The 12,868-nt window shown below is 71.0% G+C and carries 12 protein-coding genes; all 12 read left to right on the top strand.

Annotated elements, in window-relative coordinates; all coding sequences use genetic code 11:
• Positions 1-2 precede the first annotated feature (2 nt).
• The 12 genes from ACFWI4_RS37250 to nusB all read left to right on the top strand — a co-directional run bounded on the left by ACFWI4_RS37250 (position 3) and on the right by nusB (position 12,818).
• Positions 3-356, top strand: coding sequence for a DUF6167 family protein (locus ACFWI4_RS37250; protein ID WP_385404401.1), 354 nt, complete (start codon positions 3-5; stop codon positions 354-356).
• The gene (alaS, locus tag ACFWI4_RS37245; protein WP_387205613.1) at positions 356-3,028 is read left to right on the top strand and encodes an alanine--tRNA ligase; all 2,673 of its coding nucleotides are present in this window, start codon (positions 356-358) and stop codon (positions 3,026-3,028) included. Before ACFWI4_RS37250 ends, alaS begins: the two co-directional genes overlap by 1 nt.
• Positions 3,029-3,043: 15 nt before the next feature.
• Entirely contained in the window at positions 3,044-3,508 is a 465-nt protein-coding gene (gene ruvX / locus ACFWI4_RS37240) for a Holliday junction resolvase RuvX (RefSeq protein ID WP_387205611.1), read from the top strand.
• 123 nt (positions 3,509-3,631) lie between these two features.
• Positions 3,632-5,536: an endolytic transglycosylase MltG gene (gene mltG, locus ACFWI4_RS37235; protein WP_387205609.1), complete on the top strand. Its 1,905-nt coding sequence runs from the start codon at positions 3,632-3,634 to the stop codon at positions 5,534-5,536.
• Positions 5,517-6,356, top strand: a complete 840-nt coding sequence (locus ACFWI4_RS37230) for a shikimate dehydrogenase (RefSeq protein ID WP_387205607.1) — start codon at positions 5,517-5,519, stop codon at positions 6,354-6,356. The genes mltG and ACFWI4_RS37230 overlap by 20 nt, the downstream gene beginning before the upstream one ends.
• A 236-nt stretch (positions 6,357-6,592) precedes the next feature.
• Positions 6,593-7,777 (top strand): chorismate synthase, encoded by a 1,185-nt coding sequence (gene aroC / locus ACFWI4_RS37225; RefSeq protein WP_387205605.1) that lies wholly within the window; start codon positions 6,593-6,595, stop codon positions 7,775-7,777.
• A 29-nt stretch (positions 7,778-7,806) separates the two neighbouring features.
• Complete coding sequence (locus ACFWI4_RS37220) at positions 7,807-8,289, top strand: shikimate kinase (RefSeq protein WP_385404428.1); 483 nt, start codon at positions 7,807-7,809, stop codon at positions 8,287-8,289.
• Complete coding sequence (aroB, locus tag ACFWI4_RS37215) at positions 8,286-9,377, top strand: 3-dehydroquinate synthase (RefSeq protein WP_385404414.1); 1,092 nt, start codon at positions 8,286-8,288, stop codon at positions 9,375-9,377. Before ACFWI4_RS37220 ends, aroB begins: the two co-directional genes overlap by 4 nt.
• 191 nt (positions 9,378-9,568) lie before the next feature.
• Complete coding sequence (locus tag ACFWI4_RS37210) at positions 9,569-10,537, top strand: AAA family ATPase (protein WP_387205603.1); 969 nt, start codon at positions 9,569-9,571, stop codon at positions 10,535-10,537.
• A 111-nt stretch (positions 10,538-10,648) separates the two neighbouring features.
• The gene (locus ACFWI4_RS37205; protein ID WP_387205601.1) at positions 10,649-11,755 is read left to right on the top strand and encodes an aminopeptidase P family protein; all 1,107 of its coding nucleotides are present in this window, start codon (positions 10,649-10,651) and stop codon (positions 11,753-11,755) included.
• A 59-nt stretch (positions 11,756-11,814) separates the two neighbouring features.
• Positions 11,815-12,381, top strand: coding sequence for an elongation factor P (gene efp / locus ACFWI4_RS37200; RefSeq protein ID WP_339128177.1), 567 nt, complete (start codon positions 11,815-11,817; stop codon positions 12,379-12,381).
• Positions 12,382-12,383: 2 nt separating this feature from the next.
• On the top strand, positions 12,384-12,818 hold the full coding sequence (gene nusB, locus ACFWI4_RS37195; protein ID WP_387205599.1) for a transcription antitermination factor NusB: 435 nt from the start codon (positions 12,384-12,386) through the stop codon (positions 12,816-12,818).
• The last annotated feature ends 50 nt before the right edge of the window (positions 12,819-12,868 follow it).

Genomic DNA, 12,868 nt, shown 5'->3' with positions numbered 1-12,868 from the left:
CGATGTTCCGCCGTACGTTCTGGTTCACCGCGGGCGCAGCCGCGGGTGTATGGGCCACCACCAAGGTCAACCGCAAGCTCAGGCAACTGACCCCCGAGAGCCTCGCGGCGCAGGCCGCCAACAAGGCGATCGACGCGGGCCACCGGCTCAAGGAGTTCGCGCTCGACGTCCGCGACGGGATGGCCCAGCGAGAGGCCGAACTCGGCGAGGTGCTCGGGCTGAACGGACAGCCGGACCCCGAACTGCCCACCCAGCGCCGCATCCGCGCGATCGGCGGCGGGCAGTCCGGCGACAGCAAGCAGATCAAGTACATCGACAACACGACGTACTCGTACAACCGGAATGAGGACCACTGATGGAGTCGGCTGAAATCCGCCGCCGCTGGTTGAGCTTCTACGAGGAGCGCGGTCACACCGTCGTCCCTTCGGCGTCGCTCATCGCGGACGACCCGACTCTGCTCCTGGTCCCCGCCGGCATGGTCCCCTTCAAGCCGTACTTCCTCGGCGAGGTCAAGGCCCCGTGGGCGCGCGCCACCAGCGTGCAGAAGTGCGTGCGCACGCCCGACATCGAAGAGGTCGGCAAGACCACCCGCCACGGCACGTTCTTCCAGATGTGCGGCAACTTCTCCTTCGGCGACTACTTCAAGGAAGGTGCCATCACCTACGCCTGGGAGCTGCTCACCTCGCCCCAGGACAAGGGTGGTTACGGCCTCGACCCCGAGCGTCTGTGGATCACGGTCTACCTCGACGACGACGAGGCCGAGACGATCTGGCGCGACAAGATCGGCGTCCCGGCCGAGCGCATCCAGCGTCTGGGCAAGAAGGACAACTACTGGTCCATGGGCGTCCCGGGCCCCTGCGGTCCGTGCTCCGAGATCAACTACGACCGCGGCCCCGAGTTCGGCGTCGAGGGCGGCCCGGCCGTCAACGACGAGCGCTACGTGGAGATCTGGAACCTGGTCTTCATGCAGTACGAGCGCGGCGAGGGCACCTCGAAGGACGACTTCGAGATCCTCGGCGACCTGCCCAGCAAGAACATCGACACGGGCCTCGGCCTGGAACGCCTCGCCATGATTCTGCAGGGCGTGCAGAACATGTATGAGATCGACACCTCCATGGCCGTCATCAAGAAGGCCACCGAGCTGACGGGTGTCGAGTACGGCGCCGCCCACGCCTCCGACGTCTCGCTGCGTGTGGTCACCGACCACATGCGCACCTCCGTCATGCTCATCGGCGACGGTGTCAGCCCCGGCAACGAGGGCCGCGGCTACGTGCTGCGCCGCATCATGCGCCGCGCCATCCGCAACATGCGCCTGCTCGGCGCCACCGGACCGGTCGTCAAGGACCTCATCGACGTCGTCATCGCGATGATGGGCCAGCAGTACCCGGAGCTGGTCACCGACCGGCAGCGGATCGAGACCGTGGCCCTCGCCGAGGAGGCCGCCTTCCTCAAGACGCTGAAGGCCGGCACGAACATCCTCGACACGGCCATCACCGACACCAAGTCGTCGGGCGGCACGGTCCTCGCCGGCGACAAGGCGTTCCTGCTCCACGACACCTGGGGCTTCCCGATCGACCTCACCCTCGAAATGGCCGCCGAACAGGGCCTGTCGGTGGACGAGGACGGCTTCCGCCGCCTGATGAAGGAGCAGCGGGACAAGGCCAAGGCCGACGCCCGCGCCAAGAAGACCGGCCACGCCGACCTCGGCGCCTACCGTCAGATCGCCGACGCCGCCGGCGAGACCGACTTCGTCGGGTACGACGGCACCGAGGCCGAGTCGACGATCGTCGGCATCCTGGTCGACGGTGTCTCCTCCCCGGCCGCCACCGAGGGCGACGAGGTCGAGATCGTCCTCGACCGCACCCCGTTCTACGCCGAGGGCGGCGGCCAGATCGGTGACACCGGCCGCATCCGGGTCGACTCCGGCGCGGTCATCGAGATCCGTGACTGCCAGAAGCCCGTCCCGGGCGTGTACGTCCACAAGGGTGTCGTGCAGGTCGGCGAGGCCACCGTCGGTGCCAAGGTCCAGGCCGTCATCGACGTGCGCCGTCGCAAGGCCATCGCCCGCGCCCACTCGGCCACGCACCTCACGCACCAGGCGCTGCGCGACGCCCTCGGCCCGACGGCCGCCCAGGCCGGTTCCGAGAACCAGCCGGGCCGCTTCCGCTTCGACTTCGGCTCCCCGTCCGCCGTCCCGACGGCCGTGATGACGGACGTCGAGCAGCAGATCAACGAGGTGCTCGCCCGCGACCTGGACGTCCAGGCCGAGGTCATGAGCATCGACGAGGCCAAGAAGCAGGGCGCCATCGCCGAGTTCGGCGAGAAGTACGGCGAGCGGGTCCGCGTCGTGACGATCGGCGACTTCTCCAAGGAGCTGTGCGGCGGCACGCATGTGCACAACACCGCCCAGCTCGGCCTGGTGAAGCTGCTCGGCGAGTCGTCCATCGGCTCCGGCGTGCGGCGCATCGAGGCCCTGGTCGGCGTCGACGCCTACAACTTCCTGGCCCGTGAGCACACGGTCGTCGCCCAGCTCCAGGAGCTGGTCAAGGGCCGTCCGGAGGAGCTTCCGGAGAAGGTCTCCGCCATGCTCGGCAAGCTGAAGGACGCCGAGAAGGAGATCGAGAGGTTCCGCGCGGAGAAGGTACTCCAGGCCGCCGCCGGTCTCGTCGAGTCCGCCAAGGACGTCAACGGCGTGGCCCTGGTCACCGGTCAGGTCCCGGACGGCACGGGCGCCGACGACCTGCGCAAGCTGGTCCTCGACGTGCGCGGCCGCATCCAGGGCGGGCGGGCCGCGGTCGTGGCCCTGTTCACGGTCGTTGGCGGCAAGCCGCTGACGGTCATCGCCACCAACGAGGCCGCCCGCGAGCGGGGTCTGAAGGCCGGTGAGCTGGTCCGCAGCGCCGCCAAGACCCTGGGCGGCGGCGGTGGCGGCAAGCCGGACGTCGCCCAGGGCGGCGGCCAGAACCCCGCCGCCGTCGGCGAGGCCATCGACGCCGTCCAGCGCCTCGTCGCCGACACGGCCAAGTAAGAAACGGCCGAGAAGATGAGAAGAGGACGTCGGCTCGCGATCGACGTCGGGGACGCCCGGATCGGGGTCGCCTCGTGCGACCCCGACGGGATCCTCGCGACTCCGGTGGAGACGGTCCCGGGACGTGACGTCCCGGCCGCGCAGCGCCGGCTGAAGCAGCTCGTCGAGGAGTACGAGCCGATCGAGGTCGTCGTCGGACTCCCTCGCTCCCTCAAGGGGGGCGAGGGCCCCGCCGCCGTCAAGGTCCGGGCCTTCACCCAGGAGCTCGCGGCGGGGATCGCCCCGGTTCCGGTGCGGCTCGTGGATGAGAGGATGACCACCGTCACGGCCGGCCAGGGGCTGCGTGCCGCGGGCGTGAAGTCGAAGAAGGGCCGGTCGGTGATCGACCAGGCGGCGGCCGTCATCATCCTTCAGCAGGCACTGGAATCCGAACGGGTGTCAGGCACGTCTCCCGGCGAGGGCGTCGAAGTGGTCATGTGATCGCGATACGGTAACGTTCCGCCCGATGCGGTGGTGTTCGAACAGCCGTCGCACAGTGAAGAGGCGGACGGGCGCCGGGCCAGACGAGCCGGCAGCTGCCGGCTCGCGGCTCGTAGGGGATCGATGACTGAGTATGGCCGGGGCTCTGGCTCCGAACCGTGGCATCCGGAGGACCCGTTGTACGGGGACGGCGGATGGGGCGGACAGGCCGCCGACGGCCAGTCCGCCTACGACGGCGGCCAGCCGCAGCACTATCCGCAGCAGCAGGGCGACTGGGGCCAGGGCCAGCAGTACCAGGGTCAGCAGCAGTACGCGCCGCAGGGCCAGCAGGGGCAGTATCCCGGCCAGCAGTACCAGGACCAGCAGTTCCAGGGCGGGCAGCAGCAGTATCCCGGCCAGGGTCAGCAGCAGTACCCCGGCCAGGGGCAGCCGCAGTATCCCGGCCAGGGCCAGCAGCAGTACCCCGGCCAGGGACAGCAGTATTCCGGCCAGCAGCAGTACGACGGCCAGGGCGGGCATCAGCAGTATCCCGGCCAGGGTCAGCAGTACCCGGGACAGGGTCAGCAGCAGCAGTTCAACGGCCAGGGCCAGCAGCAGTACCCGGGCCAGGGGCAGCAGCAGTACGCCGACGGCGGCACCGGCGCGCAGTCCCAGGCGCCGTACGCGGCCGATCCCGCCGACCCCTACGCGGGCCAGTACACGGGTGAGCAGCCCGACCCGTACAACACCCCCGACGCCTATCCGCCCCCCGAGCCGCCGGCCCGGCGCCGCGGCGAGCCCGAACCCGAGCCCGAGACGGACTGGGACCCGGGGCCGGACCAGGGCGAGCACGCCTTCTTCTCCGGCGCCGACGACGACGATGACGACGACTTCGACGAGGACGACGACCCGAAGGCCCGTGGCCGCAAGGAACGCGGAGGCGGCAAGGAGTCCGGGGGCGGCAAGGGCAAGAAGCGCCGCAACGGTTTCGCCTGCCTGGTGGTCGTCCTGGTCTTCGGCGGCGGTGTCGCCGGAGCCGGTTATTTCGGCTACCAGTACTACCAGAATCGTTTCGCCGCACCCCCCGACTTTGCCGGCGAGGGTACGGGACAGGTTCCCGTGGAGATCGGCAAGGGCGAGGGCGGCTATGTGATCGGCCAGAAACTCAAGGCGGCCGGTGTCGTCAAGAGTGTCGACGCTTTCGTGTCCGCCCAGAACGACAACCCCAAGGGCAAGTCGATTCAGGCGGGCGCCTACATCCTGCGCAAGGGGATGTCGGCGAAGAGTGCCGTCGCGCTGATGCTCGACCCCAAGAGCCAGAACAATGTCACCGTGCCCCCGGGATCCCGCAACGCCCAGGTGTACGCGAACATCGACGAGAAGCTCGGACTCGCCAAGGGCACCACGAGCGCCGTCGCCAAGAAGGAGTACAAGTCCCTCGGACTTCCGAGCTGGGCGAACAGCAACAAGGACATAAAGGACCCCCTGGAGGGGTTCCTGTACCCGCTGACGTATCCCGCCGCCAAGGGCATGAAGCCCGAGACCGTGCTGAAGAGCATGGTCGCGGAGGCCGACAAGAGGTACGCGGCGATGGGGCTCGTGGCGAAGGCGAAGGCGCTCAAGCTGGAGAACCCGCTCCAGGTGGTCACGGTCGCGAGCCTCGTGCAGGCGGAGGGCAAGACGCACGACGACTACCGCAAGATGGCCGAGGTCGTCTACAACCGCCTCAAGAGCACCAACACCGAGACCAACCAGAAACTCCAGTTCGACTCGACCTTCAATTACCTGAAGGGCCAGAGCAAAATCCATATCAGCGAGTCCGAGATCAACAGCAATCCGGACCCGTACAACACGTATTACCATCGGGGCCTGCCGCCCGGTCCGATCGGCAATCCCGGTGAGGACGCCTTCCGTGCGGTGTTCAACCCCACGAACGACGGCTGGCTGTACTTCGTGGCGACCGACGGCCAGAACAACACGGAATTCGCCAAGACCCTGGCCCAGTTCGATAAACTCAAGGAAAAGTTCAATGCCAGCTCGGGCAACTGATGCCCGCCGGGCCGCCGTGCTCGGTTCGCCCATCGCCCACTCCCTCTCCCCGGTCCTGCACCGCGCGGCGTACCGGGAACTGGGACTCGGCGACTGGACGTACGACCGCTTCGAGGTCGACGAGGCGGCGCTGCCCGGCTTCGTCGAGGGCCTCGGACCGGAGTGGGCCGGGCTGTCGCTGACCATGCCGCTCAAGCGCGCCGTGATGCCGCTGCTCGACGGGATCAGTGACACCGCCGCCTCCGTGGAGGCCGTCAACACCGTCGTGTTCACCGAGGACGGGCGGCGCGTCGGGGACAACACCGACATCCCCGGGATGGTCGCCGCGCTGCGCGAGCGGGGGATCGAGCAGGTCGAGTCGGCCGCCGTCCTCGGCGCCGGCGCCACCGCCTCCTCCGCCCTGGCCGCCCTCGCGCGGATCTGCACCGGTGAGGTCGTCGCGTACGTCCGCAGCCGTGAGCGGGCCGCCGAGATGCGGCAGTGGGGCGAGCGCCTCGGCATCGAGGTGCGCACCGAGGACTGGACCGACGCCGAACAGGCGCTGCGGGCGCCGCTGGTGATCGCCACGACACCGGCCGGCACCACGGACGCCCTGGCCGCCGCCGTCCCCGGGCGCCCCACGACCCTCTTCGACGTGCTGTACGACCCCTGGCCGACCGCCCTCGCGGCGCGCTGGTCCGCGTACGGCGGAGCCGTCGTCGGCGGGCTCGACCTGCTCGTCCACCAGGCCGTGCTCCAGGTCGAGCAGATGACCGGGCGCACCCCGGCCCCCCTCCTCGCCATGCGCAAGGCCGGCGAACACGCCCTCGCCGGGCGCTAGCGCCCTCCCTGGCCGAACCCGTCCCGGATCCCGCCCCGCGCCCCGTTCCGGCGGGCCCCGAGGAGCCCGCGACCCGGCCGGGCGCGTCCGCCTGATGGACCTGCGGCCGGTTCCCGGCCCCGGACGTGGGAGGATCGGACATGGCGGGCCAGGGCCGCGCACCCGGTCGCGCCGTCGCCGTACGCGAGGACGCGTGTACGCAGCAGCAGTACAGGGCGCGAGCATGAGGAGCACCGTTGAGCAGGTTGCGCTGGCTGACCGCGGGGGAGTCCCACGGTCCCGCACTCGTCGCGACGCTGGAGGGTCTTCCCGCCGGCGTCCCGATCACCACGGAGATGGTGGCGGACCACCTCGCCCGGCGGCGCCTGGGCTATGGACGCGGCGCCCGGATGAAGTTCGAGCGTGACGAGGTCACCTTCCTCGGCGGCGTCCGGCACGGCCTCACCCTCGGCTCCCCGGTCGCGGTCATGGTCGGCAACACCGAATGGCCCAAGTGGGACCAGGTCATGGCGGCCGACCCCGTCGACCCGCAGATCCTCGCCGACCTCGCCCGCAACGCCCCGCTGACCCGCCCGCGGCCCGGCCACGCCGACCTCGCCGGCATGCAGAAGTACGGCTTCGACGAGGCCCGCCCGATCCTGGAGCGCGCCTCCGCCCGCGAGACCGCGGCCCGCGTGGCCCTCGGCGCCGTCGCCCGCTCGTACCTGAAGGAGACGGCCGGGATCGAGATCGTCTCGCACGTCGTCGAGCTCTGCTCCGTGAAGGCCCCGCAGGGCAGGTACCCCACCCCGGCCGACGTCGAGAAGCTCGACGCCGACCCGCTGCGCTGCCTGGACGCCGACACCTCGAAGGCGATGGTCGCGGAGGTCGACCAGGCCCACAAGGACGGCGACACGCTCGGCGGCGTCGTCGAGGTGCTCGCCTACGGCGTCCCCGTCGGCCTCGGCTCGCACGTCCACTGGGACCGCAAGCTGGACGCCCGCCTCGCCGGAGCCCTGATGGGCATCCAGGCGATCAAGGGCGTCGAGATCGGCGACGGCTTCGAGCTGGCCCGGGTGCCCGGCTCCCAGGCCCACGACGAGATCGTCAGCACGCCCGAGGGCATCAGGCGGACCTCGGGCCGCGCCGGCGGCACCGAGGGCGGTCTGAGCACCGGCGAACTGCTGCGCGTCCGCGCCGCGATGAAGCCGATCGCCACCGTGCCGCGCGCGCTCGCCACCGTCGACGTCGCCACCGGCGAGGCCGCCAAGGCCCACCACCAGCGCTCCGACGTCTCGGCCGTCCCGGCCGCGGGCATCGTCGCCGAGGCCATGGTCGCCCTCGTCCTCGCCGACGCGGTCGCCGAGAAGTTCGGCGGTGACTCGGTCACCGAGACCCGCCGCAACGTCCGGTCGTACCTCGAGAACCTGGCCATCCGGTGACCGCCCCACGGCTGGTCCTGGTCGGCCCCATGGGAGTCGGCAAGTCCACGGTGGGCGCGCTCGTCGCCGAGCGGCTCGGCTGCGCCTACCGGGACACGGACGACGACATCGTGGCCACCGAGGGCCGCAGCATCGCCGACATCTTCGTCGACGAGGGCGAGCCCGCGTTCCGCGCGATCGAGAAGCGGGCGGTACGCGAGGCACTCGCCGGACACGACGGCGTGCTCGCCCTGGGCGGCGGCTCGGTCCTCGACGCCGACACCCGCGCGCTCCTCGCCGGGCACCAGGTCGTCTACCTCTCCATGGACGTGGAGGAGGCGGTCCAGCGCACCGGCCTGAACGTGGCCAGGCCGCTGCTCGCCGTCAACCCCCGCAAGCAGTGGCGCGAGCTGATGGAGGCCCGCCGCCACCTGTACACCGAGGTCGCCCGCGCGGTCGTGGCGACCGACGGCCGTACCCCCGATGAGGTCGCCCAAGAGGTCCTCGACGCACTGGAGTTGAAGGAAGCATGAGCGAGGCAGTGACCCGTGTCCAGGTCGGCGGCAGCGCGGGCACCGACCCCTACGAGGTCCTGATCGGCCGTCAGCTCCTCGGTGAGCTCGGCGGGCTGATCGGCGACAGGGCCAAGCGGGTCGCCGTGATCCACCCCGAGGCGCTCGCCGACACCGGTGAGGCGCTCCGCGCCGACCTCGCGGAGCAGGGCTTCGAGACCGTCGCCATCCAGGTGCCCAACGCCGAGGAGGCCAAGACCGCCGAGGTCGCGGCCTACTGCTGGAAGGCGCTCGGCCAGTCCGGCTTCACCCGCACCGACGTCGTCGTCGGCGTCGGCGGCGGTGCCACCACCGACCTCGCCGGTTTCGTGGCGGCCACCTGGCTGCGCGGGGTCCGCTGGGTCGCCGTCCCCACCACCGTGCTCGCCATGGTCGACGCGGCGGTCGGCGGCAAGACCGGCATCAACACCGCCGAGGGCAAGAACCTCGTCGGCGCCTTCCACCCGCCCGCGGGCGTGCTCTGCGACCTGGCCGCGCTCGACTCGCTGCCCGTCAACGACTACGTGTCCGGGCTCGCGGAGATCATCAAGGCCGGCTTCATCGCCGACCCGGTGATCCTGGACCTCATCGAGTCCGACCCCGAGGCGGCCAGGACCCCGGCCGGTCCGCACACCGCCGAGCTGATCGAGCGCTCCATCAAGGTCAAGGCCGAGGTCGTCTCCGGCGACCTCAAGGAGTCGGGGCTGCGCGAGATCCTCAACTACGGCCACACGCTGGCCCACGCCATCGAGAAGAACGAGCGCTACAAGTGGCGGCACGGCGCCGCCGTCTCCGTCGGCATGCACTTCGCCGCCGAACTCGGGCGCCTCGCGGGCCGGTTGGACGACGCCACCGCCGACAGGCACCGCACGATCCTGGAGTCCGTCGGTCTCCCGCTGAGCTACCGCTACGACCAGTGGCCCAAGCTCGTGGAGAACATGAAGGTCGACAAGAAGTCCCGCGGCGACCTGCTGCGCTTCATCGTCCTCGACGGACTGGCCAAGCCGACCGTCCTCGAGGGCCCGGATCCGGCCGTCCTGCTCGCGGCCTACGGCGAGGTCGGCGAGTAACGGGCCGCGCCCCGCGGGGTCTTATGGTCCGAAGGACACCTGCTCAGCCCGTTTTGCCTCTCCTTCCCGGGCACTTCGCACGGTCCCCGGCCGTTCACACAACGACGGCCGGGGAAGGTACCGTTCGGTAGCGACGGGACCGGGTCCCGTCCACCAGCGCACATCGCCTGCACGAGACGGAGTGGCACCGGATGCAGCACGCAGTGGGGGCTCCGCTGCCGCCGCCCCACCAGCCGGGGCACGGGCCGGCCGCCGGATGGCCGCCGGCCGGACAGTACCCGGGACAGCAGGGCTCCGCGCCCGCGCCGGGCTTCGCCGGAGCGCCGGTGCCGCCGGGCGCCCCGCCCGCCCAGGCGCCGCAGCATCATCTGCCTCCGCACCAGATGCCCCAGCAGCCTCCGCAGCACCCCCCGGCGCAGCATCCCCAGCATCCGCCGGCGCAGCATCCCCAGCACCCCTCCGTGCACCCTCCGCAGCACCCCCGGCACCCGTCGGCCCAGCCTCCGGCCGCGCCGGACAGCACCGGGCACGTGCAGCTGCCCCCGGGGGTCTCGGTGGCCATGCCGAACCCGCAGGCCGCGGCGGGCGGGCCCGATCCGGCGGCGACCACGCTCGCGGTCCTGCTCATCGGCCCCGCGGGTGCCGGGAAGACCAGCGTCGCCAAGTACTGGGCGGACCACCGCCGGGTGCCGACGGCCCACATCAGCCTCGACGACGTACGCGAATGGGTGCGCTCGGGGTTCGCCGACCCGCAGTCCGGATGGAACGACCACTCCGAGGCGCAGTACCGCCTCGCCCGCCGCACCTGCGGCTTCGCCGCCCGCAACTTCCTGGCCAACGGCATCTCGTGCATCCTCGACGACGCCGTCTTCCCGGACCGGCCGGTCGTCGGCCTCGGCGGCTGGAAGCGGCACGTGGGCCCCGGACTGCTGCCGGTCGTGCTCCTGCCGGGCCTGGAAGTGGTCCTGGAGCGCAACGCGGAGCGCTCGGGCAACCGCAGGCTCAGCGACGAGGAGGTCGCGCGGATCCACGGCCGCATGGCGGGCTGGTACGGCTCCGGGCTCCCGATCATCGACAACTCCCAGCTAGACGTGGCGGCCACGGCCCGTGTCCTGGACGACGTCCTGGCCCGCTCGATCGCCAGCCCCCCGCAGTGGTGAGACGGCCCGCCCCGACGTATCCCTGAGCCCCCGGGCCGCCGATCCGGGGCGGGGACACCCGTCCGGCCCTCCGGACCGGCGGTATCCGGTCCGTGCTCGTAGGCTCGGTTCATGCCAGAGGTGTACGCGACCCGCAGAGAGCGGCTCCGGGAGCGCAGTACGGCGGGCGGCAGCGCGGCAGCGCTCGTCACCCGTCCCGCCAACGTGAGGTATCTCGCCGGCGCCGCGCCGCTCGGCGCGGTGCTCCTGATCGGCAGCGACGAGGACCTGCTGCTGTGCGGCGGCCCGCCGACCGGCGAAGCCGCCGAAGGGCGCCCCGACGAGGCGCTGGACGTCCGGGTGCTGCCGCGCGCCGGAGGCGATCCGGCCGTCGCCGCCGCGGGCCTCGCGGCCGAGCAGGGCGCCGAGTCCCTCGCGGTCGAGGAACACCATCTGACCGTGACCCGCCACCGTGCCCTCGGCTCCGTCGCGCCACGGCTGCGCCTGGCCGACCTCGGGGGAGCGGTGGAACAGCTCCGCGTGATCAAGGACGAGGAGGAGATCTCCGCGCTGCGGATCGGCGCCGAGATCGCCGACCAGGCGCTCGGCGAACTCCTCGAATCGATCCTCGTCGGCCGTACGGAACGCCATCTGGCCCTGGAGCTGGAGCGCCGGCTCGTCGACCACGGCGCGGACGGACCGGCCTTCGCGACCTCCGTCGGCACCGGCCCGAACTCGGGACGCCGGGGCCACCGGCCCAGCGACCGGCGGGTCGAGGAGGGCGATTTCCTCTCCGTGTGCCTCGGCGCCACCTACCGCGGCTACCGGTGTGAGATCGGTCGTACCTTCGTGATCGGCACCTCGCCGGCCGACTGGCAGATCGAGCTCTACGACCTCGTCTTCGCCGCCCAGCGGGCCGGACGGGAGGCGCTGGCACCCGGCGCCGCCTACCGGGACGTGGACCGCGCGGCCCGCCAGGTACTGGACTCCGGCGGCCATACCGAAGGCCTTCCGTCGCTGACGGGGCACGGTGTAGGGCTCGAAATCGACGAGGACCCGCAGCTTGCCCCCGCGGCCATGGGTAAACTGGACGCTTGCGTGCCGGTCACCGTCGAACCGGGGGTCCACCTTCCGGGCCGGGGCGGTGTCAGGATCGATGACACGCTCGTCGTACGCCCTGAGGCGGACGGCGGACCCGAGCTACTCACCATCACGACCAAGGAACTGCTCGCGCTCTAGCCTCCGGGCCGCGCGCGTGCGCCGGGGTCGTCCACGTCAGTCCAGGAGATTCCGCAACCGTGGCTTCCACGAACGACCTCAAGAACGGCCTGGTGCTCAAGCTCGACGGAGGCCAGCTCTGGTCCGTCGTCGAGTTCCAGCACGTCAAGCCCGGCAAGGGCCCGGCCTTCGTGCGCACCAAGCTGAAGAACGTGCTCTCCGGCAAGGTCGTCGACAAGACGTTCAACGCCGGCGTCAAGGTCGAGACGGCCACGATCGACAAGCGCGACATGCAGTTCTCGTACATGGACGGCGAGTACTTCGTCTTCATGGACATGGAGACCTACGACCAGCTCATGGTCGACCGCAAGGCCGTCGGCGACGCCGCCAACTTCCTGATCGAGGGCTTCACGGCCAGCGTCGCCCAGCACGAGGGCGAGGTGCTCTTCGTCGAGCTGCCGGCCGCCGTCGAGCTGGTCATCCAGGAGACCGAGCCGGGCGTCCAGGGCGACCGCTCCACCGGTGGCACCAAGCCCGCCACCCTGGAGACCGGTCACCAGATCCAGGTCCCGCTCTTCATCACCACCGGTGAGAAGATCAAGGTCGACACCCGCACCAGCGACTACCTCGGCCGGGTGAACAGCTAACCGTGGCTGCCCGCAACACGGCCCGCAAGCGCGCCTTCCAGATCCTCTTCGAGGGCGACCAGCGCGGTGTGGACGTCCTGACGGTCCTCGCGGACTGGATCCGGCACTCCCGGTCCGACACCCGGCAGCCCCCGGTCAGCGAATACACCATGGAGCTCGTCGAGGGCTACGCCGTCAAGGCGCGGCGCATCGACGATCTCATCGCGCAGTACGCCGTCGGCTGGACCCTGGACAGGATGCCGGTCGTCGACCGCAACATCCTGCGCCTCGGTGCCTACGAGCTGATCTGGGTCGACGAGACCCCGGACGCCGTGGTGCTCGACGAGGCGGTGCAGCTGGCGAAGGAGTTCTCCACGGACGAGTCGCCCTCGTTCGTGAACGGCCTGCTGGGCCGGCTGAAGGACCTGAAGCCGTCGCTCCGCCGCGACGAGGACTGACGACAGCCAGAGAGCCGCACGGCCCCGAGAGGGCCCGTACGGAACGCCGG

Origin of the sequence: Streptomyces sp. NPDC127038 (genome assembly GCF_042725875.1) — a bacterium.
Taxonomy (GTDB): domain Bacteria; phylum Actinomycetota; class Actinomycetes; order Streptomycetales; family Streptomycetaceae; genus Streptomyces.
The sequence above is the reverse complement of the archived record's forward strand: the minus strand, read 5'-3'. Positions and strand labels throughout refer to the sequence as shown.

Bases quoted from the DNA above. Each gene is read 5' to 3' on its own strand.
- alaS (WP_387205613.1), top strand. From the start codon at position 356: ATGGAGTCGGCTGAAATCCGCCGCCGCTGGTTGAGCTTCTACGAGGAG.
- ACFWI4_RS37205 (WP_387205601.1), top strand. From the start codon at position 10,649: ATGCCAGAGGTGTACGCGACCCGCAGAGAGCGGCTCCGGGAGCGCAGT.
- ACFWI4_RS37230 (WP_387205607.1), top strand. From the start codon at position 5,517: ATGCCAGCTCGGGCAACTGATGCCCGCCGGGCCGCCGTGCTCGGTTCG.
- ACFWI4_RS37220 (WP_385404428.1), top strand. From the start codon at position 7,807: ATGGGAGTCGGCAAGTCCACGGTGGGCGCGCTCGTCGCCGAGCGGCTC.
- ACFWI4_RS37210 (WP_387205603.1), top strand. From the start codon at position 9,569: ATGCAGCACGCAGTGGGGGCTCCGCTGCCGCCGCCCCACCAGCCGGGG.
- mltG (WP_387205609.1), top strand. From the start codon at position 3,632: ATGACTGAGTATGGCCGGGGCTCTGGCTCCGAACCGTGGCATCCGGAG.
- aroB (WP_385404414.1), top strand. From the start codon at position 8,286: ATGAGCGAGGCAGTGACCCGTGTCCAGGTCGGCGGCAGCGCGGGCACC.
- ruvX (WP_387205611.1), top strand. From the start codon at position 3,044: ATGAGAAGAGGACGTCGGCTCGCGATCGACGTCGGGGACGCCCGGATC.
- ACFWI4_RS37250 (WP_385404401.1), top strand. From the start codon at position 3: ATGTTCCGCCGTACGTTCTGGTTCACCGCGGGCGCAGCCGCGGGTGTA.